This window comes from Pseudomonas sp. KBN10P06128 (genome assembly GCF_037574945.1).
GTDB classification, from domain to species: Bacteria; Pseudomonadota; Gammaproteobacteria; order Pseudomonadales; family Pseudomonadaceae; genus Pseudomonas; species Pseudomonas aeruginosa.
This window is the reverse complement of record NZ_JBBELR010000001.1, coordinates 6,190,213-6,215,918: the sequence shown is the minus strand read 5'-3', so window position 1 is coordinate 6,215,918 and position 25,706 is coordinate 6,190,213. Positions and strand designations below refer to the sequence as shown.

General features: G+C 65.0%; 19 protein-coding genes. 16 read left to right on the top strand and 3 right to left on the bottom strand.

Annotated features, from left to right (window positions below):
- The first annotated feature begins 79 nt into the window (after positions 1 to 79).
- The 4 genes from rpmE to VQ065_RS28945 all read left to right on the top strand — a co-directional run bounded on the left by rpmE (position 80) and on the right by VQ065_RS28945 (position 3,929).
- Positions 80 to 295, top strand: coding sequence for a 50S ribosomal protein L31 (gene rpmE, locus VQ065_RS28960; protein WP_003095846.1), 216 nt, complete (start codon positions 80 to 82; stop codon positions 293 to 295).
- Positions 296 to 369: 74 nt separating this feature from the next.
- A complete protein-coding gene (locus VQ065_RS28955) occupies positions 370 to 1,122 on the top strand; it encodes a thermonuclease family protein (RefSeq protein WP_023127627.1) in 753 nt (250 codons plus the stop codon).
- Positions 1,119 to 2,558 carry a M48 family metalloprotease gene (locus tag VQ065_RS28950; RefSeq protein WP_003095844.1) on the top strand — a complete coding sequence of 480 codons (1,440 nt, stop codon included), beginning with the start codon at positions 1,119 to 1,121 and terminating at the stop codon, positions 2,556 to 2,558. Before VQ065_RS28955 ends, VQ065_RS28950 begins: the two co-directional genes overlap by 4 nt.
- 102 nt (positions 2,559 to 2,660) lie before the next feature.
- On the top strand, positions 2,661 to 3,929 hold the full coding sequence (locus VQ065_RS28945) for a malic enzyme (RefSeq protein ID WP_003095842.1): 1,269 nt from the start codon (positions 2,661 to 2,663) through the stop codon (positions 3,927 to 3,929).
- A gap of 95 nt (positions 3,930 to 4,024) precedes the next feature.
- On the opposite strand, the gene VQ065_RS28940 is transcribed toward VQ065_RS28945, so the two are convergent.
- On the bottom strand, positions 4,025 to 6,496 hold the full coding sequence (locus VQ065_RS28940) for a penicillin-binding protein 1A (RefSeq protein WP_003095841.1): 2,472 nt from the start codon (positions 6,494 to 6,496) through the stop codon (positions 4,025 to 4,027).
- Positions 6,497 to 6,680: 184 nt separating this feature from the next.
- On the opposite strand from VQ065_RS28940, the gene pilM reads away from it, so the two are divergent.
- The 11 genes from pilM to hemE all read left to right on the top strand — a co-directional run bounded on the left by pilM (position 6,681) and on the right by hemE (position 22,416).
- Positions 6,681 to 7,745 (top strand): type IV pilus assembly protein PilM, encoded by a 1,065-nt coding sequence (pilM, locus tag VQ065_RS28935; protein WP_003110888.1) that lies wholly within the window; start codon positions 6,681 to 6,683, stop codon positions 7,743 to 7,745.
- Positions 7,745 to 8,341, top strand: coding sequence for a type 4a pilus biogenesis protein PilN (pilN, locus tag VQ065_RS28930; protein WP_003095839.1), 597 nt, complete (start codon positions 7,745 to 7,747; stop codon positions 8,339 to 8,341). The genes pilM and pilN overlap by 1 nt, the downstream gene beginning before the upstream one ends.
- Positions 8,338 to 8,961 (top strand): type 4a pilus biogenesis protein PilO, encoded by a 624-nt coding sequence (pilO, locus tag VQ065_RS28925; protein WP_003095838.1) that lies wholly within the window; start codon positions 8,338 to 8,340, stop codon positions 8,959 to 8,961. The genes pilN and pilO overlap by 4 nt, the downstream gene beginning before the upstream one ends.
- Entirely contained in the window at positions 8,958 to 9,482 is a 525-nt protein-coding gene (gene pilP / locus VQ065_RS28920; RefSeq protein ID WP_003095836.1) for a type 4a pilus biogenesis lipoprotein PilP, read from the top strand. The genes pilO and pilP overlap by 4 nt, the downstream gene beginning before the upstream one ends.
- Positions 9,483 to 9,535: 53 nt before the next feature.
- Positions 9,536 to 11,680 (top strand): type 4a pilus secretin PilQ, encoded by a 2,145-nt coding sequence (gene pilQ / locus VQ065_RS28915; protein WP_003095835.1) that lies wholly within the window; start codon positions 9,536 to 9,538, stop codon positions 11,678 to 11,680.
- Positions 11,681 to 11,691: 11 nt separating this feature from the next.
- A complete protein-coding gene (gene aroK / locus VQ065_RS28910; protein WP_003095833.1) occupies positions 11,692 to 12,210 on the top strand; it encodes a shikimate kinase AroK in 519 nt (172 codons plus the stop codon).
- A 49-nt stretch (positions 12,211 to 12,259) separates the two neighbouring features.
- A complete protein-coding gene (gene aroB / locus VQ065_RS28905) occupies positions 12,260 to 13,366 on the top strand; it encodes a 3-dehydroquinate synthase (RefSeq protein WP_003095831.1) in 1,107 nt (368 codons plus the stop codon).
- Between the two features lie 6 nt (positions 13,367 to 13,372).
- The gene (locus VQ065_RS28900; protein ID WP_014603509.1) at positions 13,373 to 15,040 is read left to right on the top strand and encodes an AAA family ATPase; all 1,668 of its coding nucleotides are present in this window, start codon (positions 13,373 to 13,375) and stop codon (positions 15,038 to 15,040) included.
- 224 nt (positions 15,041 to 15,264) lie between these two features.
- On the top strand, positions 15,265 to 19,710 hold the full coding sequence (gene gltB / locus VQ065_RS28895; RefSeq protein ID WP_003141775.1) for a glutamate synthase large subunit: 4,446 nt from the start codon (positions 15,265 to 15,267) through the stop codon (positions 19,708 to 19,710).
- A gap of 28 nt (positions 19,711 to 19,738) precedes the next feature.
- On the top strand, positions 19,739 to 21,172 hold the full coding sequence (locus VQ065_RS28890) for an FAD-dependent oxidoreductase (RefSeq protein WP_003095829.1): 1,434 nt from the start codon (positions 19,739 to 19,741) through the stop codon (positions 21,170 to 21,172).
- Between the two features lie 176 nt (positions 21,173 to 21,348).
- Positions 21,349 to 22,416, top strand: coding sequence for a uroporphyrinogen decarboxylase (hemE, locus tag VQ065_RS28885; protein WP_003095827.1), 1,068 nt, complete (start codon positions 21,349 to 21,351; stop codon positions 22,414 to 22,416).
- A gap of 120 nt (positions 22,417 to 22,536) precedes the next feature.
- On the opposite strand, the gene VQ065_RS28880 is transcribed toward hemE, so the two are convergent.
- Together VQ065_RS28880 and VQ065_RS28875 are read right to left on the bottom strand one after the other, a co-directional pair.
- Positions 22,537 to 23,517 (bottom strand): hypothetical protein, encoded by a 981-nt coding sequence (locus VQ065_RS28880; protein WP_003095824.1) that lies wholly within the window; start codon positions 23,515 to 23,517, stop codon positions 22,537 to 22,539.
- Between the two features lie 73 nt (positions 23,518 to 23,590).
- Positions 23,591 to 24,664, bottom strand: coding sequence for an AraC family transcriptional regulator (locus tag VQ065_RS28875; protein WP_003095821.1), 1,074 nt, complete (start codon positions 24,662 to 24,664; stop codon positions 23,591 to 23,593).
- A gap of 111 nt (positions 24,665 to 24,775) precedes the next feature.
- Here VQ065_RS28875 and VQ065_RS28870 point away from each other — a divergent pair, with 111 nt between their 5' ends.
- Positions 24,776 to 25,705: an oxidoreductase gene (locus VQ065_RS28870; RefSeq protein WP_003095820.1), complete on the top strand. Its 930-nt coding sequence runs from the start codon at positions 24,776 to 24,778 to the stop codon at positions 25,703 to 25,705.
- Position 25,706: the final 1 nt, after the last annotated feature.

The window sequence follows — 25,706 nt, the reverse complement described above, 5'->3', positions numbered from 1 at the left end:
TATGATCCACGCCCTTAATTACGTGCGGTGCCTGGTAAACGCGCTGGGTGGCGGCACACAACGCCTCGAGGATTGAATCATGAAAGCGGACATCCATCCGACTTACGAAGCTATCGAAGCTACCTGCAGCTGCGGTAACGTCATCAAGACCCGTTCCACCCTGTGCAAGCCGATCCACCTGGACGTGTGCTCCGAATGCCACCCGTTCTACACCGGCAAGCAGAAGGTGCTGGACACCGGCGGCCGTATCGACCGCTTCAAGCAGCGTTTCGGCGTATTCGGCGCCACCAAGTAAGCCGCTTGCCGCGAACGCGCGCAATGCTACTTGTCGCTGTACCGAGAAAGGCGTCCCTGGTGGGCGCCTTTTTCATGTCCGTGGTTTCCGTCTTCGCCGGTGCGGCGGAGGCCTGCCGGCCTACCGGTGCCTTGCAGAACGTCGAGGTGGCGCGGGTGGTGGACGGCGATACCGTGCGCCTGCGCGATGGCCGCAGCGTGCGGCTGATCGGTATCAATGCACCTGAACTGGCGCACAACGGCCGCACCACCGAGCCCTTCGCCGAAGCCGCGAAGCAGCGGCTGCAGGCGCTGGTATCGGCCAGCGACGGGCGTCTCGCCCTGCAGCCGGGCCGCCAGCCCCGCGATCACTACGGGCGGACCCTGGCGCACCTGTTCGATGCCAGCGGCGCCAACCTCGAGGCGCGCCTGCTCGGCGAGGGCCTGGGCTACCTGGTGGCGGTCGCGCCGAACACCGAGCTGACGGCCTGTCAGCAAGCGGCGGAACGTGCCGCGCGTTCGGCTAATCTGGGTGTATGGAAGCGTTCGCCGGTGCTTTCGCTCGATCGACTGGCGCAGAGCGGCTTCGCCGTGGTCCGCGGGCGGGTGCTCGAGGTCGAACGCAACCGGGGCGGTATCTGGCTGGAGATGGACGGTCCGCTGGTCCTGCGGATCGAGCCGAAGGTGCTCAAGGCGTTCGATGCGAAACGGGTGATGCAGATGGCGGGACGTTCGCTGGAAGTGCGTGGCTGGGTGGTCGATCGTTCCCGCCGTGGCGCTGTGCCGGCCGGCAAGGCGCGCTGGCAGATGTCGGTGACCGATTCGGCGATGCTGGAATGGTTGCCATGAAGACCGCCTGGCTCCTGCTGCTGTTGCTAGGAGTCGGCGCGCTGGGCGGCTGCGCGGTGAACCCGGCCACCGGCAAGAGCGATTTCGTGATGATGAGCGAGCAGCAGGAACTCGGCATGGGCGCTCGCTACAACCAGGAAATCCTCAAGCAGTTCCCCCGCTACAACGATGAAAAGCTCCAGGCCTACGTGCAACGGGTAGGCGAGCGGGTCGCCCGCAGCAGCCACCGCAGCAACCTGCAATATCATTTCACCGTCATCGATTCGCCGGACATCAACGCCTTCGCCCTGCCGGGCGGCTACATCTATATCCATCGCGGACTGATCGCCTACCTTGGCTCCGAGGCCGAACTGGCCGCGGTGCTCGGTCATGAGGTCGGCCATGTCACGGCGCGCCACAGCGTGCGCCAGCAGAGTCAGGCCAGCGCCTGGAACATCCTTGGCCAGGCGGTGGCGATCGGCACCGGGGTCGGCGCCGCCGGCGACCTGGCCAACGTGCTCGGCACGGCCTTCGTCCGCGGCTACGGGCGTGACATGGAACTGGAGGCCGATGGTCTCGGCGCCCAGTACCTGGCCCGCGCCGGCTACGATCCGACGGCGATGATCCAGGTGGTGCGGGTGCTGAAGAACCAGGAGGACTTCGCTCGCGAAGAGGCCGCGCGTAATGGCCAGGCGGTACAGGCCGGCGGCTACCACGGGTTGTTCGATACCCATCCGGACAACGACCGGCGCCTGCAGGAAGTGGTCGGCCCGGCCCGGCAGCTGGCCAACGGACAGCAGGAAGTGGGGCGCGAGGTCTTTCTTCGCCATCTGGAAGGCATGCCGTTCGGCGACTCGGCATCGGCCGGGGTGCGTCGCGGGCAGAACTTCTACCATGCCGAGCTGGACTTCACCCTGAGCTATCCGGCGGGCTGGAAGATCCTCAACCAGCCCAGCGCCCTGCTTGGCTATCCGGCGGACGAGCAGTCGTTCATCGGCATGAAGCTGGTGCCCCATGATTCCCGCCTGACGCCCGCGGAGTTCCTGCGCAAGAACGCCGGGCAACGGCTGGCCCAGGAAGAGTCGCTGAAGCAGGCCGGGCTGAACGGCTACACGGCGGTGGTGCCAGGCAACCCGGCGCGACGGGTTGCTGTGATCTACCAGGGCGACCGCGCCTACCTGTTCGTCGGCGTGGTCAAGGTCGGTTCCCTGGAGACCCAGGACGACCGCTTCCTCAGCGTGATCCGCAGCTTCCGTCCGCTGCGCGACAAGGAGCGGGCTCTGGCGCAGCCGCGACGCCTGCATCTGGTGCAGGTCAAGGCGGGGCAGACGCTGGAGCAATTGGCGGCTGGCGGCGAGGGGTCATTGAGTGACTCCGTGGCTCGTCTGCGTCTGCTGAATGACCTTTATCCGAGCGGTGAACCCCGTCCGGGCGATTGGCTTAAAGTCGTACGCTAGAGGTCTTGACAGCCGGGTCCTGACGATCTTGTGGGGCGTCGTCTTCTTGCGTATGCTCGGTCGCCCCGTCTGTCCAACAAGCAATAAAGCGGAAGTGCCCAAATGTCCGATCTTAAAACCGCTGCCCTCGAATATCACGCACAACCCCGTCCGGGAAAACTGAGTGTCGAGCTGACCAAACCCACCGCTACCGCCCGGGACCTGTCCCTGGCCTACAGCCCGGGTGTCGCCGAGCCGGTGCGTGAAATCGCCCGCGATGCCGAACTGGCCTATCAGTACACCGGCAAGGGCAACCTGGTGGCAGTGATTTCCGACGGCACCGCGATTCTCGGCCTGGGTAACCTCGGCCCGCTGGCCTCCAAGCCGGTGATGGAAGGCAAGGGTGTGCTGTTCAAGCGCTTCGCCGGCATCGACGTGTTCGACATCGAGGTCGACGCCGAGAGCCCGCAGGCTTTCATCGATACCGTCAAGCGTATTTCCATCACCTTCGGCGGTATCAACCTCGAGGACATCAAGGCTCCCGAGTGTTTCGAGATCGAGCGCGCGCTGATCGAACAGTGCGACATCCCGGTGTTCCACGATGACCAGCACGGCACCGCCATCGTTACCGCGGCGGGCATGCTCAACGCGCTGGAACTGGCCGGGAAGAAGCTGGAAGAAGCGAAGATCGTCTGCCTCGGCGCCGGCGCTGCCGCCATCTCCTGCATGAAGCTGCTGGTGAGCATGGGCGCCAAGGTCGAGAACATCTACATGATCGACCGCAAGGGCGTGATCCACGCCGGTCGCGACGATCTGAACCAGTACAAGTCGGTGTTCGCCACCGAGACCGACAAGCGTACCCTGGCCGACGCCCTGGAGGGCGCCGACGTGTTCGTCGGCCTGTCCGGCGCCAACCTGCTGGAGCCGGAAGACCTCAAGCGCATGGCGCCGAACCCGATCGTGTTCGCCTGCTCGAACCCGGACCCGGAGATCAAGCCGGAACTGGCCCATGCCACCCGCAACGACGTGATCATGGCTACCGGACGTTCCGACTATCCGAACCAGGTCAACAACGTGCTCGGTTTCCCCTTCATCTTCCGCGGTGCCCTGGACGTACGTGCCACGCGCATCAACGAAGAGATGAAGATCGCCGCCGCCCTGGCCCTGCGCGACCTGGCCAAGCAGCCGGTCCCGGAGGACGTCTGCGCCGCCTATGGCGTGGACAAGCTGGAATTCGGCCGCGAGTACATCATTCCGAAGCCGATGGACAAGCGCCTGATCACCGTGGTCTCCGATGCCGTGGCCAAGGCTGCCATCGAGACCGGCGTGGCTACCCTGCCGTATCCGAAGAACTATCCGCTGAAATCGGTGGACGAAGTCTTCAACGGCTGATCGATCCGCCGGATAAAAAGAAACCCCGCCTTGGCGGGGTTTCTTTTTGCCTGCGCCTCGCGCTCCGTCGTCGTCGACGAAGCGCAGGCGCCGGTTCAGAACAGGTCGATCGGCGCGCCTTCGTCATCCGGCAGCGGGCTGCCAGGGAAGCTGCCCGGCGGCAGTTCGTTGACCGAGGGCGGGGTGTCCTCGTTCTTGAACATCTCGAAATAGGCGCCGGGAGTGCCCGGCGCGGCCGAACGGCCGGTTACCGGGTCGATGCGCAGGCTGACGATGCCTGGCGGCTCGGCCATGGTGTGCATCGGCTTGTCCTTGAGGGCGAAGCCCATGTACCTGATCCAGATCGGCAGCGCGACGGTACCGCCGTACTCGCGGCGACCCAGGGTCTCCGGCTGGTCGAAGCCGACCCAGACGCTGGTCACGTAGTCGGAGTTGTAGCCGGAGAACCAGCCATCCTTGGAATCGTTGGTGGTGCCGGTCTTGCCGGCCAGGTCGGTGCGCTTCAGCGCCAGGGCGCGGCGCCCGGTACCGCGCTTGATCACGTCCTGCAGCATGCTGGTCATGATATAGGCGGTACGGGCATCGATGATCCGTTCGGCCGGGGTCGGCTCGAAGGTGGTCTGGGCCTTGGCGGCGACTTGCTGGGCTTCGATCGAACCTTCGCCTTCGGCGCTCTCCGGATGCTCGGGGTCGCCAGGATTCCCGGCGTCTTCCGCATCCGGCGCAGCGACCTGTTCTTCCACCGGCACGCGGGGCGGATTGGCCTGGTACAGCACCTGTCCGTCGCGGCTCTCGATGCGTTCGATGACGTACGGATTGACCTTGTAGCCGCCGTTGGCGAATACGCTCCAGGCGCCGGCGATTTCCATCGGTGTGACTGTCGCGGTACCCAGGGCCAGGGAGAAGTTGCGCGGCAGTTCGTCGCGCTGGAAGCCGAACTTGGTGATGTAGCTGATCGCCCGCTCGATGCCCAGGCCCTGCAGGACGCGGATCGAGACCATGTTGCGGGACTTGTACAGGGCTTCGCGCAGCGGGATCGGGCCGAGGAAGGTGTTGGTGTCGTTCTTCGGTCGCCAGACCTTGTCCAGGTACTCGTCGACGAACACGATCGGCGCATCGTTGACCAGGCTGGCGGCGGTGAAACCGTTGTCCAGGGCCGCGCTGTAGATGAACGGCTTGAAACTGGAGCCCGGCTGGCGCTTGGCCTGGATCGCGCGGTTGTAGTTGCTCTGCTCGAAGGAGAAGCCGCCGACCAGCGAGCGGATCGCCCCGTCCTTCGGGTCGAGGGAGATCAGCGCGCTCTGTGCGGCGGGAATCTGTACGAAGCGCAGGGTGCCGTCTTCCTGGCGCTGCACGCGGATCTGGTCGCCGGCCTGGGCCACGTCGGCGGGCTGGCGCGGCATCGGGCCCATGCTGTTGTTGCTGAGGAAGGGGCGTGCCCATTTCATGCTATCCCAGGTCACGGCTTCTTCCTTGCCGTCGCGGGTCATCACCATGATCCCGCTCTTTTCCACCTGGGTGACGATCGCCGGCTCCAGGCCGCCGATGCTGCGCTGCTGGCCCAGGTGCTTGAGCCAGGCGTCGCGGGTCTGGCCCGGCAGGCGGGTCTCCGGGCCGCGGTAGCCGTGGCGCTGGTCATAGTCGATGAGGCCGTCGCGGACCGATTGGCTGGCGGCGTTCTGCAGGTCGCTGCGGACCGTGGTAATGACCTTGTAGCCCTCGGTATAGGCCTCGCTGCCGTAGCGGCCGACCATCTCGGCACGGGCCATCTCGGCGATGTAGGGCGCATTCAGTTCGGGGGTCTGCACGTGGTAGGAGGCGTTGATCGGCTCCTCGACGGCGGCCTGGTAGCGTTGCTGGTCGATGAAGCCGAGCTTGAGCATGCGCTCGAGGATCCAGTTGCGCCGCTCCGTACTGCGGGTCGGGTTGACCAGCGGGTTGTAGCGCGAGGGCGCTTTCGGCAGGCCGGCGATCATCGCCATCTCGGCCAGGCTCAAGTCTTTGATCGGCTTGCCGTAATAGACCTGTGCGGCAGCCTCGATGCCATAGGCACGGTTGCCCAGGTAGATCTTGTTGACGTAGAGCTCGAGGATCTCGTCCTTGGTCAGCTGTCGCTCGATCTGCAGGGCCAGGAGGATTTCATTGATCTTTCGCGAGAAGCTTCTTTCATTGGTAAGGAAGTAGTTCTTCGCTACCTGCATGGTGATGGTGCTGCCGCCAGTCTGGATGTGACCGCTTTTCAATAATTGCGCGGCGGCGCGCATTAGGCTTTTCACATCGACGCCATAATGGTTGGCGAAATTGTCGTCCTCGGCGGACAGCAGGGCATGGATGAAGTCCTGCGGGATGTCGGCGAAGCGGATCGGCGTCCGGCGCATCTCGCCGAACTCGGAGATCAGCTTGCCGTCCTCGCTGTAGACCTTGAGGGGGATCTGCAGCTGGACGTTACGCAGAGCTTCCACCGAGGGCAGGCTGGGACTCAGATAGAGATAGGCGCCGCTGAAACTGAGCAGCACTCCACAAATCAGGGTGACGCAAGTCCACCACAGGAACTTCAGCAGGCGCATGGGTAGATTCGGATTTCCAGGAAAAAGAAAGAGTTAAGCGAATAGGACAGGAAAAAGGCAAAAGCTGTTCACATTATAAGCAATTTTTCTGTGACCTAGCCATTTGCCTGGCCTTCGGCTCTGGTATCTAATGTGAAAAAAGAAGAATCGTTCGTAAGTATTGAACGCTAATAGGGAATTGGTCGTGCTAGGGCTCATAAAGAAGAAAGCGAACACCTTGCTGGGGATCGACATCAGCTCGACCTCGGTAAAGCTCCTTGAGTTGAGCCGCTCCGGAGGCCGCTACAAAGTGGAGGCCTATGCCGTCGAGCCGCTTCCGCCGAATGCAGTCGTGGAAAAGAACATCGTCGAGCTGGAAGGGGTCGGCCAGGCGTTGTCACGGGTGCTGGTCAAGGCGAAAACCAACCTGAAGTCGGCCGTGGTCGCCGTCGCCGGTTCGGCGGTGATCACCAAGACCATCGAGATGGAGGCCGGGCTTTCCGAGGATGAACTGGAAAACCAGCTGAAGATCGAGGCCGACCAGTACATCCCCTATCCGCTGGAGGAAGTCGCCATCGACTTCGAGGTCCAGGGACTCTCCGCGCGCAATCCCGAGCGCGTGGACGTACTCCTGGCCGCCTGTCGGAAAGAGAACGTCGAGGTTCGCGAAGCGGCCCTGGCGCTGGCCGGCCTGACCGCCAAGGTGGTCGACGTCGAGGCTTACGCGCTGGAGCGCTCCTATGCGCTGCTGAGCAGCCAGTTGGGTGCCGACACCGACCAGTTGACCGTGGCGGTAGTGGACATCGGCGCGACCATGACCACCCTGAGCGTCCTGCACAACGGACGCACCATCTATACCCGCGAACAGCTGTTCGGCGGTCGCCAGCTCACCGAGGAGATCCAGCGGCGTTACGGACTCTCGGTGGAGGAAGCCGGTCTCGCCAAGAAGCAGGGTGGTCTTCCGGATGACTACGACAGCGAAGTTCTGCGTCCGTTCAAGGACGCCGTGGTGCAGCAGGTTTCCCGCTCGCTGCAGTTCTTCTTCGCCGCCGGACAGTTCAACGACGTCGACTACATCGTCCTGGCGGGCGGTACGGCGTCTATCCAGGATCTCGATCGGTTGATCCAGCAGAAGATCGGCACCCCGACCCTGGTCGCCAACCCGTTCGCCGACATGGCGCTGAACGGCAAGGTGAATGCCGGCGCCCTGGCCAGCGACGCTCCGGCGTTGATGATCGCCTGCGGCCTGGCGTTGAGGAGTTTCGACTGATGGCACGGATCAACCTTCTACCCTGGCGCGAAGAGCTGCGCGAGCAGCGCAAGCAGCAGTTCCTGGTGATTCTTGGCGGCGTCCTGGTGGCATCGGCGGCGCTGGTATTCCTTGGCGACCAGTACTTCACCGCGGCCATCGAGAACCAGAACGCCCGCAACGATTTCCTGCGCAAGGAAATCGTCGTACTCGACGCCCGGATCAAGGAAATCAGCGAACTGAAGTCGCGTCGCCAGCAATTGCTCGAGCGGATGAAGATCATCCAGGACCTGCAGGGCAACCGTCCCATCATCGGACGGGTGTTCGACCAGCTCGTGCGGACCTTGCCCGACGGCGTGTATTTCACCGACCTGAAGATGACCGGCAAGAACATTGCCATCGCCGGCGCGGCCGAGTCCAACAACCGCGTTTCCAATCTCATGCGCAACATGGACGCGTCCGAGTGGTTGACCGCCCCGACCCTGAACGAGGTCAAGGCGGTGACCCAGGGCGCGGTGGACCAGGCCAACGTGTTCCAACTGACCGTGCAGCAGACGCAGCCCGGCGAGGAAGACGCCAAGGCGAAGCATGGGGTTGCGCAAGGAGCCAAGAAATGAGTCTGGCCAGTTCCCTGGAAAGTCTGCGCAAGATCGACGTAAACGACCTCGATCTGAACAACATCGGTTCCTGGCCGGCGGCGGTCAAGGTCATCGTCTGCGTGCTGCTGACCGCGGCGGTCCTGGCGCTGGGGTACAACTTCCATCTGAGCGACATGCAGGCTCAGCTCGAACAGCAGGCCGCGGAAGAGGAGACGCTCAAGCAGCAGTTCTCCACCAAGGCCTTCCAGGCCGCGAACCTGGAAGCCTACAAGGCACAGATGAAGGAGATGGAAGAGTCCTTCGGCGCCTTGCTGCGGCAGTTGCCCAGCGACACCGAGGTACCCGGGCTGCTCGAGGACATCACTCGTACCGGCCTGGGCAGCGGCCTTGAGTTCGAGGAAATCAAGCTGCTTCCCGAGGTTGCCCAGCAGTTCTACATCGAGCTGCCGATCCAGATCAGCGTGGTCGGCGGCTACCACGACCTGGCGACCTTCGTCAGCGGCGTGTCCAGCCTGCCGCGGATCGTCACCCTGCATGACTTCGAGATCAAGCCGGTCGCGCCCGGCAGCACGTCCAAGCTGCGCATGAGCATCCTGGCCAAGACCTATCGCTACAACGACAAGGGGCTGAAGAAATGAGAGCCCGCCTGATTCTGAGCAGCCTGCTGCTCGCCAGCCTGGCCGGATGCGGCGGCGGTTCCGATTTCGCCGATCTGCAGTCCTACATGGACGAGGTTCGCGCCCGACCCAAGGGTACCATCGAGCCGTTGCCGAAGTTCCAGCCGTACGAGGCCTTCACCTATAGCGCCGCGTCGCTACGCAGCCCGTTCCAGCCGCCGGTGAAGATCGACCTGACCGTGCGGCAGAAGGGCAACAAGGTGATCAAGCCCGATGAGACGCGGGTCAAGCAGTTCCTGGAAGGCTTCAACATCGAGACCTTCGAGATGGTCGGCACCCTGTCCAACGCCCAGGGCACCTTCGCCCTGGTGAAGGGCGCGGGTGGCGTGCACCGGGTGAGGGTCGGGGACTACCTGGGGCGCAACGACGGCAAGGTCGTCGGCATCAGCGAAGGAAAAATAGACGTGATCGAAATCGTTCCTGACGGAGAGGGGAACTGGCTGGAGCGTCCGCGCAGCCTGACTCTCAAGGAACGCTCCTGAGGGCGGGGAAAAACATGCATAACCAACAGCAGTCTGTACAACGGAGTCGGACGATGAACAGTGGCCTCTCGCGCCTCGGGATCGCTTTGCTGGCCGCCATGTTCGCGCCGGCATTGCTCGCCGCGGACCTGGAGAAACTCGACGTGGCGGCACTGCCTGGCGACCGGGTCGAGCTAAAGCTGCAGTTCGACGAGCCCGTCGCCGCGCCGCGTGGCTATACCATCGAGCAGCCGGCGCGAATCGCCCTCGATCTGCCGGGGGTGCAGAACAAACTCGGCACCAAGAATCGCGAGCTGAGCGTGGGCAATACGCGCAGCGTCACGGTGGTCGAGGCGAAGGATCGCACACGGTTGATCATCAACCTGACCACGCTGTCGTCCTACACCACCCGGGTGGAAGGCAACAACCTCTTCGTGGTGGTCGGCAATTCGCCGGCCGGCGCCAGCGTCGCTTCCGCCGCTCCGGTCAAGGCAAGCCCGGCTCCGGCCAGCTATGCCCAGCCGATCAAGCCCAAGCCGTACGTGCCGGCGGGTCGTGCCATCCGCAACATCGATTTCCAGCGTGGCGAAAAGGGCGAGGGCAACGTGGTCATCGACCTGTCCGACCCGACCTTGAGCCCGGATATTCAAGAACAGGGCGGCAAGATCCGCCTGGACTTCGCCAAGACCCAGCTGCCGGATGCACTGCGGGTTCGCCTGGACGTCAAGGACTTCGCCACGCCGGTGCAGTTCGTCAACGCCAGCGCGCAATCCGACCGTACCAGCATCACCATCGAACCGAGCGGGCTCTACGACTATCTGGTCTACCAGACCGACAATCGCCTGACCGTCAGCATCAAGCCGATGACCACGGAAGACGCCGAGCGGCGCAAGAAGGACAATTTCGCCTATACCGGTGAGAAACTGTCGCTGAACTTCCAGGACATCGACGTGCGTTCGGTACTGCAGCTGATCGCCGACTTCACCGACCTGAACCTGGTGGCCTCGGATACCGTGCAGGGCAATATCACCCTGCGCCTGCAGAACGTGCCGTGGGACCAGGCGCTGGACCTGGTGCTGAAGACCAAGGGCCTGGACAAGCGCAAGCTCGGCAACGTGCTGCTGGTGGCCCCGGCCGACGAGATCGCCGCCCGCGAGCGCCAGGAGCTGGAAGCGCAGAAGCAGATCGCCGAGTTGGCGCCACTGCGTCGGGAACTGATCCAGGTGAACTACGCCAAGGCCGCGGACATCGCCAAGCTGTTCCAGTCGGTGACCAGCGATGGTGGCCAGGAAGGCAAGGAAGGCGGGCGCGGCTCGATCACCGTCGACGACCGCACCAACAGCATCATCGCCTATCAGCCCCAGGAGCGACTGGACGAACTGCGGCGGATCGTTTCGCAGCTGGATATTCCGGTGCGCCAGGTGATGATCGAGGCACGCATCGTCGAGGCCAACGTCGGTTACGACAAGAGCCTCGGTGTGCGCTGGGGTGGCGCTTATCACAAGGGCAACTGGAACGGCTACGGCAAGGACGGCAATATCGGGATCAAGGACGAGGACGGCATGAACTGCGGCCCGATCGCCGGCAACTGTACTTTCCCCACCACGGGAACCAGCAAGTCGCCGTCGCCGTTCGTCGACATCGGCGCCAAGGATGCCACCTCCGGGATCGGCATCGGCTTCATCACCGACAACATCATCCTCGACCTGCAACTGTCGGCGATGGAAAAGACCGGCAACGGCGAGATCGTCTCCCAGCCCAAGGTCGTGACCTCGGACAAGGAAACCGCGAAGATCCTCAAGGGCCAGGAAGTACCCTACCAGGAGGCCAGCTCCAGCGGCGCTACCAGCACCTCGTTCAAGGAGGCCGCGCTGTCCCTCGAGGTGACCCCGCAGATCACCCCGGACAACCGGATCATCGTCGAAGTGAAGGTGACCAAGGATGCGCCGGACTTCGATCGCGCACTGAACGGCGTACCGCCGATCAACAAGAACGAGGTCAACGCCAAGATCCTGGTCAACGACGGCGAGACCATCGTCATCGGCGGCGTGTTCAGCAACACCCAGAGCAAGTCGGTGGACAAGGTGCCGTTCCTCGGCGACCTGCCTTACCTGGGGCGGCTGTTCCGGCGCGATACGGTCTCGGACGTGAAAAACGAACTTCTGGTTTTCCTGACACCGCGGATCATGAATAATCAGGCCATCGCAATCGGTCGCTGATATCGAACAACGTGGTCAACCTGATCCTCGTCGGCCCGATGGGTGCTGGAAAGAGCACCATCGGGCGCCTGCTCGCCAAGGAGCTGCATCTCGCGTTCAAGGACTCCGACAAGGAGATCGAACAGCGGTGCGGCGCGAATATCCCATGGATCTTCGATGTCGAGGGCGAGGTCGGTTTCCGCGAGCGCGAGCAGGCCATGCTCACCGAACTCTGCGCCGCCGACGGCATGGTGATCGCCACCGGCGGCGGGGCGGTGATGCGCGACGGTAACCGCCAGGTGCTGCGCGCCGGTGGCCGGGTTGTGTACCTGCATGCCTCGGTCGAGCACCAGATCGCGCGCACGGCGCGGGACCGCAACCGCCCCTTGTTGCAGAAGCCCAACCCGGGACAGATCCTCCGCGACCTGATGGCGCTGCGCGACCCGCTCTACCGCGAAATCGCCGATGTGGTGGTGGAGACCGACGAAAGGCCGCCGCGCCTGGTCGTCCAGGAAATTCTCGAACGCCTGCGCAAGTTGCCGCCCCGCTGAGGCGCGGCGAATTGCGTTATCCTATTGCCCTTTCCTGTCTGGGGGCCTCATGCGCACACTTCACGTCGATCTAGGCGAGCGTAGCTATCCCATTTACATCGGTGAAAACCTGCTGGGCGACGCCCGCTGGTTCGCGCCGCATATCGTCGGTCGCCGGGTCGCGGTGATCAGCAACGAAACGGTCGCTCCTCTCTATCTGGAAACCCTGCTCAAGGCACTGCAAGGCCACGAGGTCACCCCTGTGGTGCTGCCCGACGGCGAGGCCTACAAGCAGTGGGAAACCCTGCAACTGATCTTCGATGCCCTGCTGAAGGAGCGGCATGACCGCAAGACTACCCTGATCGCCCTGGGCGGCGGCGTCATCGGTGACATGGCCGGTTTCGCCGCGGCCTGCTACCAGCGTGGGGTCAACTTCATCCAGGTGCCGACCACCCTGTTGTCCCAGGTCGACTCCTCGGTGGGCGGCAAGACCGGGATCAACCATCCGTTGGGCAAGAACATGATCGGTGCGTTCTACCAGCCCCAGGCGGTGGTCATCGACACCGCGTCGCTGAAGACGCTGCCGTTCCGCGAGCTGTCCGCCGGGCTGGCGGAGGTGATCAAGTACGGTTTCATTTGCGACGAACCGTTCATCACCTGGCTGGAAGAGCACATGGATGCCTTGCTGGCACTGGAGCCGACCGTTGTCACCGAGGCCATCGAGCGCTCTTGCGCGGCGAAGGCCCGCGTGGTGGGCGCCGACGAGCGCGAGTCGGGCGTGCGTGCCACGCTGAACCTCGGCCATACCTTCGGTCACGCGATCGAGACCCAGCAAGGTTACGGCGTCTGGTTGCACGGCGAAGCGGTAGGGGCGGGAACCGTGATGGCACTCGAGATGTCGCATCGGTTGGGTTGGCTGAGCGCCGCCGAGCGCGATCGCGGTATCCGTCTGCTGCGCCGGGCTGGCCTGCCCGTGGTACCGCCGGCCGAGATGACGGCGGAAGATTTTATGGAACACATGGCCGTCGACAAGAAAGTGCTCGATGGCCGCCTGCGTCTGGTTTTGCTGCAAGGACTGGGGAATGCCGTGGTCACCGGCGATTTTCCCCGTGAGATCTTGGACGCGACCCTGCGCACCGACTATCGGGCCTTGGCCGACCAGCTTGGAGATGAATGAGGTCCCATGACCAGCTTGCATGCCGATGAGGCCTTCCTGGGCCACTACCAATTCAGTCACGACCCGTTCGCGCCGCGCGTTCCGGGTTTCAAGTTCTTCCCGGCGCAGCGCAAGCCGGTGCTCGGCCAGTTGCACCATCTGGCCCGCTACAGCCAGCTCCTGCTGCTGGTCACCGGGCCCCTGGGCAGCGGCAAGACCCTGTTGCGCCAGGCGCTGGTGGCCAGCACCAACAAGGATGCGGTCCTCAGCGTGGTGATCTCGGCGCGCACCGCCGCCGACGAGACTTCGTTGCTGCGCCAGGTGGCGCAGGGCCTGAGCATCAACCAGGCGAGCCTGGAGGCGATCCTGACCAAGGTGGCGCAGCTGGCGATCACCGGGCAGGACGTCTACCTGATGGTGGACGATGCCGAGCAGCTCCAGGACAGCGCGCTGGAAGTGCTGTTGCTGCTGGCTTCCGGCACCAACGAGGGACGCCTGCATGTATTCCTGTTCGGTGAGCCGTCGTTGCTGCCGCGCCTGGAGGTGTTTTCCGAGGGTGAGGAGCGCTTCCATGCCATCGAGTTGCAGCCATACAGCGAAGAGGAAACCCGCGACTACCTGGCCCAGCGTCTCGAGGGCGCCGGGCAGGGCATCGAGCTGATTTCCAACGACCTGCTGGTGGACATCCACGAGCAGTCGGAAGGCTGGCCGGGAGCGATCAACCAGGTCGCCCGCGATGCCCTGATCGAAGCGATGCTGGCCAATCGTGGCGCAGCGCGCAAGGCAACCGGAGGGTCTTTCAACTTGCCCAAGAAGCATCTGGTGATTCTTGCGGTCGTGGCCATCGGCGTGATCGCCGCCTGGTTCATGCAAGGCAAGAGCAAGCCGGAGGCGCCGCAGACCGCCTCTACCGAATTGTCCATGAATGGCGCTACGCCGGCCCAGGCCCAGCAGCCGGGCAGCGGCCCGGCCGTGGAGTTCAACGGCTCCAGCCAGCCGTTGCCGCTACCGTTGGTCGGCGAGTCGCAGCCGGTCATTCGCGAGCCGCTGGCCCAGGCCGCCGGGCAAGGTGGCGACGACGAAGGCGGCCTGCCGTCCGCCGCGGTGCCGCCTACCGTTTCCAGCTCGGCTCCTCCGGTGACGCCGCTGGCCAACAACGGCGTCACGCCGATGCATCCGGTGCCGCCGGCGCCGACCGAACCGACCGCGCCTGCGGCGACCCCGACTCCGGCGCAGACCCCGGCACCGGCCGCGCCGGTCGCCAGCGCCCCGGCCAGCAAGCCGGCCCCCGCCCCCGCCCCTGTCCCCGCTCCGGCCAAGCCGGCGGCGAGCAAGCCGGCCACCACCGCCGCGGCGAAGCCGGCCCCGGCTCCGGCCGCCAAGCCGGCCAGCGGTGGCGGTGCGGGAAGTCAGTGGTATCGCAACCAGTCTGGTGGTAACTTCGCCCTGCAGATCCTCGGTACCGGCTCCGAAGCCAATGCCCAGGCGTTCATTCGCCAGCAGGGCGGCGGCGATTTCCGCTACTTCAAGAAAACCCTGCAAGGCAAGCCGTTCTACGTCGTCACCTATGGCAGCTTCCCGAATCGTGCCGCCGCCCTGGCCGCAGTGAAAAAACTGCCGTCCAAGGTGCAGGCCGGCAAGCCGTGGCCGCGTACCTTCGCCAGCATCCAGCAGGAGATCGGCCAGGCGCATTGATCCGACCTGCCGTCGCCTCTTGACGAAACTCGCTAGTCGTTAGCATGACCGGCGGGTTTCGTCTTTCATTTTGGCGACATTGAATTTCATTTTCTCGCCGCAAAATTTGTGAGGCCTTGTGCACCTATGTACAATGGCCTCCCTTTGCCTGTCGAAAACTCGCCGCATGAGCGGGTGACAGGCGAAGTAGATGACTAAAAAAGTTTTGCCGGTGAGAGTTCCTTATGAAAGCAGGTCTGTACCATCCTGAAACGTTCAAGGATAACTGCGGATTTGGCCTGATCGCCCATATGCAGGGCGAGCCGAGCCATCAACTTCTGCAAACCGCAATCGAAGCACTGACCTGCATGACCCACCGCGGTGGGATCAATGCCGATGGCAAGACCGGGGACGGCTGCGGGCTGCTGATCCAGAAGCCCGACCTGTTCCTGCGTGCCGTCGCCAGGGAAGCCTTTTCTGTCGACCTGCCCGAGCAATACGCGGTGGGCATGGTGTTCTTCAACCAGGACCCGGTGAAAGCCGAGGCGGCACGCGAGAACATGAATCGCGAGATCGTCGCCGCCGGACTGGAGCTGGTCGGCTGGCGCAAGGTGCCGATCGATACCAGCGTTCTCGGCCGCCTGGCGCTGGAGCGCCTGCCGCAGATCGAACAGGTGTTCATCGGCGGCGCCGGCCTGAGCGACCAGGACTTCGCCATCAAGCTGTTCAGCGCACGGCGCCGCTCGTCGGTGGCCAACGCCGCCGACAGCGACCACTACATCTGCAGCTTTTCGCACAAGACCATCATCTATAAGGGCCTGATGATGCCGGCCGACCTGGCCGCCTTCTATCCGGACCTTGGCGACGAGCGCCTGCAGACCGCGATCTGCGTATTCCACCAGCGCTTCTCCACCAACACCCTGCCGAAATGGCCGCTGGCGCAGCCTTTCCGCTTCCTCGCCCACAACGGCGAGATCAACACCATCACCGGCAACCGCAACTGGGCCCAGGCGCGGCGGACCAAGTTCACCAACGAACTGATCCCCGACCTGGAAGAGCTAGGCCCGCTGGTGAACCGCGTCGGCTCCGACTCGTCGAGCATGGACAACATGCTCGAACTGATGGTCACCGGCGGCATGGACCTGTTCCGCGGCCTGCGCATGATCATCCCGCCGGCCTGGCAGAACGTCGAGACCATGGACGCCGACCTGCGCGCGTTCTACGAGTACAACTCGCTGCACATGGAGCCCTGGGATGGCCCCGCCGGCGTCGTGCTGACCGACGGTCGCTATGCCGTCTGCCTGCTCGACCGCAATGGCCTGCGCCCGTCGCGCTGGGTCACCACGAAGAACGGCTACATCACCCTGGCCTCGGAGATCGGCGTCTGGGACTACAAGCCCGAGGACGTCATCGCCAAGGGTCGCGTCGGTCCGGGGCAGATCCTCGCGGTGGACACCGAGACCGGCCAGGTCCTGCACAGCGACGACATCGACAACCGCCTGAAGTCGCGCCATCCCTACAAGCAATGGCTGCGGCAGAATGCCCTGCGCATCCAGGCGACCCTGGACGACGACCATGGCGTGGCCAGCTACGACGCCGACCAGCTCAAGCAATTCATGAAGATGTTCCAGGTCACCTTCGAGGAGCGTGACCAGGTGCTGCGTCCGCTCGGCGAGCAGGGCCAGGAAGCGGTGGGCTCCATGGGCGACGATACGCCGATGGCGATCCTCTCCCGGCGCATCCGCTCTCCGTACGATTACTTCCGCCAGCAATTCGCCCAGGTCACCAACCCGCCGATCGACCCGCTGCGCGAAGCCATCGTGATGTCCCTGGAAACCTGCCTGGGCGTCGAGCAGAACATCTTCGAGGAAGCCCCGCACCATGCCAACCAGGCGATCCTCACCACTCCGGTGATCTCGCCGGCGAAGTGGCGGACCATCATGACCCTGGACCGCCCGGGCTTCGACCGCCACTTCATCGACCTCAACTACGACGAGTCGATGGGCCTGGAGGCCGCGGTGCGCAACATCGCCGACCAGGCCGAGGAAGCCGTGCGCGGCGGCAAGGTGCTGCTGATCCTCAGCGACCGCCATATCGCTCCCGGCAAACTGCCGGTGCATGCTGCCCTGGCCGTCGGCGCGGTGCATCACCGCCTGGTGCAGACCGGGCTGCGCTGCGACTCCAACATCCTGGTGGAGACCGCCACCGCCCGCGATCCGCACCATTTCGCGGTGCTGATCGGCTTCGGCGCCTCGGCGGTCTATCCGTTCCTCGCCTACGAGGTGCTGGCCGACCTGATCCGCACCGGTGAAGTGCTGGGCGACCTCTACGAGGTGTTCAAGTACTACCGCAAGGGGATCTCCAAGGGCCTGATGAAGATTCTCTCGAAGATGGGCATCTCCACCGTCGCGTCCTACCGTGGCGCGCAGCTGTTCGAGGCGGTGGGCCTGTCCGACGAGGTTACCGGCCTGTGCTTCACCGGAGTCGCCAGCCGCATCCAGGGTGCGCGCTTCGTCGATATCGAGAACGAGCAGAAGCTCCTGGCCGCCGAGGCCTGGAGCAACCGCAAGCCGATCCAGCAGGGCGGCTTGCTGAAGTTCGTCTATGGCGGCGAATACCACGCCTACAACCCGGATGTGGTGAATACCCTGCAGGCTGCCGTGCAGCAGGGCGACTACGAGAAGTTCAAGGAATACACCGCGCTGGTGGACCAGCGCCCGGTGTCGATGATCCGCGACCTGTTGCAGGTGAAGACCGCCGCGCAGCCGCTGGCGCTCGACGAGGTGGAGCCGCTGGAAGCCATCTTCAAGCGCTTCGATGCCGCCGGGATTTCCCTCGGCGCGCTGTCGCCGGAGGCCCACGAGGCGCTGGCCGAGGCGATGAACACCCTGGGCGGTCGTTCCAACTCCGGCGAGGGCGGCGAGGACCCGGCGCGCTACGGCACGCTGAAGAGTTCGAAGATCAAGCAGGTGGCTACCGGCCGCTTCGGCGTGACCCCGGAATACCTGGTCAACGCCGAGGTCCTGCAGATCAAGGTGGCCCAGGGCGCCAAGCCCGGCGAGGGCGGCCAGTTGCCGGGCGGCAAGGTCAACGGCCTGATCGCCCGCCTGCGCTATGCGGTGCCCGGCGTGACCCTGATCTCGCCGCCGCCGCACCACGACATCTACTCCATCGAAGACCTGGCGCAGCTGATCTTCGACCTCAAGCAGGTCAACCCGCAGGCGCTGGTATCGGTGAAGCTGGTATCCGAGCCTGGCGTCGGCACCATCGCCGCCGGCGTGGCCAAGGCCTATGCGGACTTGATCACCATCTCCGGCTACGACGGCGGTACCGGCGCCTCGCCGATCACCTCGATCAAGTACGCCGGCTCGCCCTGGGAACTGGGCCTGGCGGAAACCCACCAGACCCTGCGCGGCAACGACCTGCGCGGCAAGGTCCGGGTGCAGACCGATGGCGGCCTGAAGACCGGCCTGGACGTGATCAAGGCGGCCATCCTCGGCGCCGAGAGCTTCGGCTTCGGCACCGCACCGATGATCGCCCTGGGCTGCAAGTACCTGCGCATCTGCCACCTGAACAACTGCGCCACCGGCGTGGCGACGCAGAACGACAAGCTGCGCAAGGACCACTTCATCGGCACCACCGCGATGGTGATCAACTTCTTCACCTTCATCGCCACGGAAACCCGCGAGTGGCTGGCGCGCCTCGGCGTGCGCAGCCTGGGCGAACTGATCGGCCGCACCGACCTGCTGGAGATCCTCCCCGGCGAGACCGCCAAGCAGCAGAACCTGGATCTCGCTCCGTTGCTGGGCAGTGACCTGATCCCGGCCGACAAGCCGCAGTTCTGCGAGGTGGAGAAAAACCCGCCGTTCGACCAGGGCCTGCTGGCCGAGAAGATGGTCGAGCTGTCGAAGGCCGCCATCGAAGGCCTGAGCGGCGGCGAGTACGAGCTGGACATCTGCAACTGCGACCGATCCATCGGCGCGCGGGTATCCGGCGAGATCGCCCGCCTGCACGGCAACCAGGGCATGGCCAAGGCACCGGTGGTGTTCCGTTTCAAGGGCACCGCGGGACAGAGCTTCGGCGTGTGGAACGCCGGTGGCCTGCACCTGTACCTGGAAGGCGACGCCAACGACTACGTAGGCAAGGGCATGACCGGCGGCAAGCTGGTCATCACCCCGCCCAAGGGCAGCCCGTTCAAGACCCAGGAATCGGCCATCGTCGGCAACACCTGCCTGTACGGCGCCACCGGCGGCAAGCTGTTCGCCGCCGGAACCGCCGGCGAGCGCTTCGCCGTGCGCAACTCCGGTTCCCATGCGGTGGTGGAAGGCACCGGCGACCACTGCTGCGAATACATGACCGGCGGTTTCGTCTGCGTGCTGGGCAAGACCGGCTACAACTTCGGCTCCGGCATGACCGGGGGCTTCGCCTACGTTCTCGACATGGACAACACTTTCGTCGACCGCGTGAACCACGAGCTGGTGGAAATCCAGCGGATCAGCGGCGAGGCGATGGAGGCCTATCGCAGCCACCTGCGCAAGGTCCTGGTCGAGTACGTGAACGAAACGGCAAGCGAGTGGGGCGCGAACATCCTGGAAAACCTGGATGACTACCTGCGTCGGTTCTGGCTGGTGAAACCGAAGGCGGCCAGCCTCGGTTCGCTGCTGACCAGCACCCGTGCCAACCCGCAATAAGCGCCCGAAGTTGTGATGAGGTTTCGATATGTCTGAACGTCTGAATTCCGACCGCCTGAACAACGATTTCCAGTTCATCGAAGTCGGGCGCAAGGACCCGAAGAAGAAGCTGCTGCGCCAGCGCAAGCGCGAGTTCGTGGAGATCCACGACCTGTTCAAGCCGCAGCAGGCCGCCGACCAGGCCCACCGCTGCCTGGGCTGCGGCAACCCCTACTGCGAGTGGAAGTGCCCGGTGCACAACTTCATCCCGAACTGGCTGAAGCTGGTTTCCGAAGGCAACATCCTGGCCGCCGCCGAACTGTCGCACCAGACCAACACCCTGCCGGAAGTCTGCGGCCGGGTCTGCCCGCAGGACCGCCTCTGCGAGGGTGCCTGTACCCTCAACGACGGCTTTGGCGCGGTGACCATCGGCTCGGTGGAGAAATACATCACCGATACGGCCTTCGCCATGGGCTGGCGCCCGGACCTGTCCAAGGTCAAGCCGACCGGCAGGCGCGTCGCGGTGATCGGTGCCGGCCCGGCCGGCCTCGGCTGCGCCGACGTGCTGGTGCGCAACGGCGTGACCCCGGTGGTGTTCGACCGCAACCCGGAGATCGGCGGCCTGCTGACCTTCGGCATTCCCGAGTTCAAGCTGGAGAAGCACGTCCTCAGCCGTCGCCGCGAGGTGTTCACCGGCATGGGCATCGAGTTCCGCCTGAACACCGAGATCGGCAAGGACGTGACCATGGAGCAGTTGCTCGATGAGTACGATGCCGTGTTCATGGGGATGGGCACCTACACCTACATGAAGGGTGGTTTCCCCGGCGAGGACCTGCCGGGCGTACACGACGCCCTGGACTTCCTCATCGCCAACGTGAACCGCAACCTCGGCTTCGAGAAGTCGGCCGAGGACTTCGTCGACATGAAGGGCAAGCGCGTGGTGGTCCTGGGCGGCGGCGACACCGCGATGGACTGCAACCGCACTTCGATCCGCCAGGGCGCCAAGTCGGTGACCTGTGCCTATCGCCGTGACGAAGAAAACATGCCGGGCTCGCGCAAGGAAGTGAAGAACGCCAAGGAAGAGGGCGTGAAGTTCCTCTTCAACCGCCAGCCCATCGCCATCGTCGGCGAGGACCGGGTGGAAGGCGTGAAGGTGGTCGAGACCCGTCTCGGCGAGCCGGACGCCCGCGGACGCCGCAGCCCCGAACCGATCCCCGGCTCCGAGGAGATCATCCCGGCGGAAGCCGTGCTGATCGCCTTCGGCTTCCGGCCGAGTCCGGCGCCGTGGTTCGAGCGCTTCGAGATCGCCACCGACAGCCAGGGCCGCGTGGTGGCTCCGGCGCAGGCGCAGTTCAAGCACCAGACCAGCAACCCGAAGATCTTCGCCGGTGGCGACATGGTCCGTGGTTCCGACCTGGTGGTGACGGCGATCTTCGAAGGGCGTACCGCGGCCGAAGGCATCCTCGACTACCTTGGCGTCTGACCCGCGGCGCCACCGGCGCTGCGACAAATCACCGCGATAGACAAAAGGCACGGCCCCCGCCGTGCCTTTTGTTTTGTGCTTTGCGACAATAGCGGCCCTTTTCGCCCGCCGGCCTGTGGATAACCCTCTTCCGCACGCGCCCGCGTGAAGCCAGCAGCCTTTGATCGGATGCCGTTATGACTGCCCTGAAGAACGACCGCTTCCTCCGCGCCCTGCTCAAGCAGCCCGTCGATGTCACCCCCGTCTGGATGATGCGCCAGGCCGGTCGTTACCTGCCGGAATACCGTGCCACCCGTGCCAAGGCCGGCGATTTCATGAGCCTGTGCATGAACCCGGAGCTGGCCTGCGAAGTGACCTTGCAGCCGCTGGACCGTTACCCGCAGCTGGACGCCGCGATCCTCTTCTCCGACATCCTGACCATTCCCGATGCCATGGGCCAGGGCCTGTACTTCGAGACCGGCGAAGGCCCGCGCTTCCGCAAGGTGGTCTCGTCGCTGGCCGACATCGAGGCGCTGCCGGTTCCCGACCCGGAACAGGACCTGGGCTATGTGATGGACGCCGTGCGCACCATCCGCCGCGAGCTGAACGGCCGCGTACCGCTGATCGGCTTTTCCGGCAGCCCCTGGACCCTCGCCACCTACATGGTCGAGGGCGGCTCGAGCAAGGACTTCCGCAAGTCCAAGGCGATGCTCTACGACAACCCCAAGGCCATGCACGCTCTGCTGGACAAGCTGGCGCAATCGGTGACCAGCTACCTCAACGGGCAGATCCGCGCCGGCGCCCAGGCGGTGCAGATCTTCGACTCATGGGGCGGCAGCCTGTCGGCGGCGGCCTACCAGGAGTTCTCCCTGGCCTACATGCGCAAGATCGTCGATGGATTGATCCGTGAGCACGACGGACGCCGGGTGCCGGTGATCCTCTTCACCAAGGGAGGCGGCCTGTGGCTGGAGTCGATGGCCGAGGTTGGCGCCGAGGCGCTGGGCCTGGACTGGGCCTGCGACATCGGCAGCGCCCGGACCCGTGTCGGTGAGCGCGTAGCCCTGCAAGGCAACATGGATCCCTCGGTGCTCTACGCCAATCCGGCGGCGATCCGCGCCGAAGTCGCGCGGATCCTGGCGGCCTACGGCAAGGGTACGGGGCATGTGTTCAATCTCGGCCACGGCATTACCCCGGAAGTCGACCCGGCCCATGCCGGCGCCTTCTTCGAGGCGGTGCACGAGCTGTCGGCGCAGTACCACGGCTGAGCCGGAACGAAAGAAGGGGAGCAGAGGCTCCCCTTTTTCATGCGCGGGCCGACGGCCCTCCGGCGCGTTGGTTGGCGGGGTCGCGCCGGTGGCGTACCCGCCCTACGCAACCCGCCCGGCTCAACTGCTTACCTTGCCGGTGCGGTCGTTGATCACGAACAGCTTGCCGTTGGCGTCGCGCACGAGGATTTCCGCGCCCGGCTGGCCATCCATGTCGGCCACCGAATCGATGCTGTAGTTGACGTCGCCGATGCGGTAGTCGTTGCTGGCGCCGCTGGCGTGGTGGATGACCCGCACCTTGCCCTGCATCACCACGATCAGCTCGTTGCTCGGCTTGCCGTCGGTGTCCGCGGTGCCGCCATAGAGTGCCCAGGCGCTGGCGCCGATGCTGTATTCCTTGCGGGAACTGGCGTTGCTGATCACGTAGATGCCGGTGCTGGTGCGGCCGATGATCTCCGCGCCGGGCTGGCCGTCGAGGTCGGCGATCTGTGCGAGCGCGTGGTAGCCGCTGAAGGTGAAGTCCTTGGCGCCACTGGTGCGCGGGTCGATGACCTTGACGCCGTTGCCCATGTTCAGCACCAGTTCCTTGCCCGGCGCGCCGTCCACGTCGGCGACGTCGAACAGGCCCCAGGTGCCGTTGTAGCTGAAGGTGGCGTCGCGTTGCGTACGGGTGCGATCGAATACGGTGCGCACGCCGTTGCCGATGCTGAGGATGACTTCGTCGCCGGCGACGTTGTCGACGTCGGTGGCACGCATGATCGCCCAGGAGACGTTGCCTACCGGGTACTTGCGCTGGGTGGTGCTGGCGTGGGAGACGATCACCAGGTCGGGACCGGCCTTGACCAGGATTTCCGCGCCTGGCTGGCCGTCGGTATCGGTGGCGCCGAAGACCGACCAGACCACGTTGCCGAAGCTGTAGTTGCGGGTGCTGCCGCCTTCCACCACCTGCAGGTTGGCGCCGTCGCGGTAGACCGCGGCGAGCTGGCCGTTGCCCCGCAGGTCCCAGGTTCCTACCAGAACGCCGGCCGCCTGGGCTGCGCTGGCGCAGAGGGAGAACAGTGCCGTGCCGAGCAGGCAGGCGCGCTTGATCGCTGGTTTCATAAAGTCCCTTTCATATCGCTGTCGAGGCCGGCCGGATGCCGGCCGCAGCAGCATAGGACAGCGCTTGCCGCGCTCAAGGGAAACGCGAGGGATTTGTCGAGCGCTTGGCATTTGTTCGTGAAACTGGTTGCCCGCCCAGCAGGCGGGCGCGGGTGTCGCTCGGCGGCTCGCCGGTCCAGCGCTTGAAGGCGCGGGTGAAGTTGGTTGGATCGCTGTAGCCCAGGTACAGGGCGATACGCTGCAACGACACCTCGGGACGCCGCAGCAATCGCAAGGCCTGGCGCTGGCGAGCCTGGCCGAGCAACTGGCGAAAGCTGGTGCCGGCGTCATGCAGATGCCGCTTGAGGCTGCGGCTGGACAGGTGCAGGCGCGTGGCTACTTCCTCCAGGTTGGGGAAACGCTGTTCCTGCCGTTCCAGCTCCAGCCGCACGCGGGCGCAGATGTCCCGGCGGCCGGCATCGAGCAGCGCCAGTTCGCGTTCGCAGTGTTCGCGGGCGCGGCGCAATGCAGCCGGATCGGCCATCGGTAGCGAGCGGGCGAGCAGGATGGCGGGGAACACCAGCTGGACGTGGGCCTGGTCGTAGCGGCACTGCGGCAGTGGCACAGGCACGGCAGGTTCGGGATAGTCGAAGTCGAGCCTGCCGACCAGGGCCGGTTCGCCGAGCAGCCAGGCGCCGGAGCGATACAGGCCGATCAGCAGGGCTTCGCTGAAGTACCGGTGCAGCGCCGGCGGGAGCGCGGGGCCTGGCAGCAGGCGCAGGATCACCTGCTCGTCCTCGCGCAGCAGGCTGATTTCGACGTTGCCCTGCAGCAGCGGCATGTAGCGCAGCGCCAGGCACAAGGCATCGCCGAGCGTCGCCGAGGCCATCATCGCGTAGCCCAGGCTGCCATGGGCGGTGGGAGGCGTGCGCAAGGCGAGCTGTGCGCCGAGGCCGGGGTCGCCGCTCAGCGCGAGCGCCGCGGCGGCGATCGCCTGGTACTGCTGCGATGTGACGCGTGCTTCCGGCTCTTCCAGTCGCAGCGTCGACAGACCGATTTCCCGCAGCAGCGCGCGTCCGTCCAGGCCGCGTTCCTCCAGCAGGCCGAGCAGCAGGCGCGGATAGGCGGCGGTGATGGTCGGTGCGTCGGAGTCCGTGCGGCGGCTCATGCTGGCGTGTCCTGGCCCGAAATGATCGGCAGTCTGGCGCGAGCGCGTCTGCCGCTGCATTGGCTGGCGCCGCGATACTGCCCGGCAACGCAGTCAAGCGGAGAACGAGCGATGCATCCCTGGGCACGACGCAACATTCCGCAACTGGCCGGGCGCCTGGCGCTGGTCACCGGCGCCAACAGCGGCCTGGGTTGGCAGGCGGCGCGCACGCTGGCCGGCAAAGGGGCAACCGTGGTGATGGCCTGCCGCAATCGCGAACAGGCGGAGCGGGCGCGGCGGGCGATCCTCGACGAGTATCCCCAGGCACGCCTGGAGCTGGCCGATCTCGACCTGGCCGACCTCGCCTCGATCCGCGCCTGCGCCGCCGGTTTCCGCCAGCGCCACGAACGCCTCGATCTCTTGTTCAACAACGCCGGAGTGATGTTCCTGCCCCTGCGGCGTACCCGCGACGGTTTCGAGATGCAGATGGGCACCAATCACCTTGGCCACTTCGCGCTTACGGGACTGCTGCTGGACTCGTTGCTGGCCGCTCCACGGCCCAGGGTGGTGGGTATGACCAGCGGTTTCAACCAGTTCGGCCGGCTGCCGCTCGACGACCTCAACGCCGAGCGCGGCTACAACCGCTATCTCGCCTATTGCCACAGCAAGCAGGCCAATCTGCTGTTCAGCCTGGAGTTGCAGCGCCGCGCCGGCCAGCGGGGCGTGCTTCTGCAGAGCCTGGCGGCGCATCCGGGCTACGCGGCGACCAACCTGCAGTACGCGGCACCGGCGATGTCCGGTTCGCGCCTGGGACGCTGGGCGATGAAGGTGGCCAACGGAGCGTTCGCGCAATCGGCGGAGATGGGGGCGTTGCCGGCACTTTCCGCGCTGACCGAACAGCGCTGGTATGGCGGCGCCTATGTCGGCCCGGATCGCTGGCTGGAAACCCGCGGTTATCCGGCAGCGGCGCGGATTCCGCGGAATGCGCGCGACCTGGGGCTGGCCGCGCGGCTGTGGGCGCTATCGGAAGAACTGACCGGAGTACGCTTCTGGTCGGAGTGAA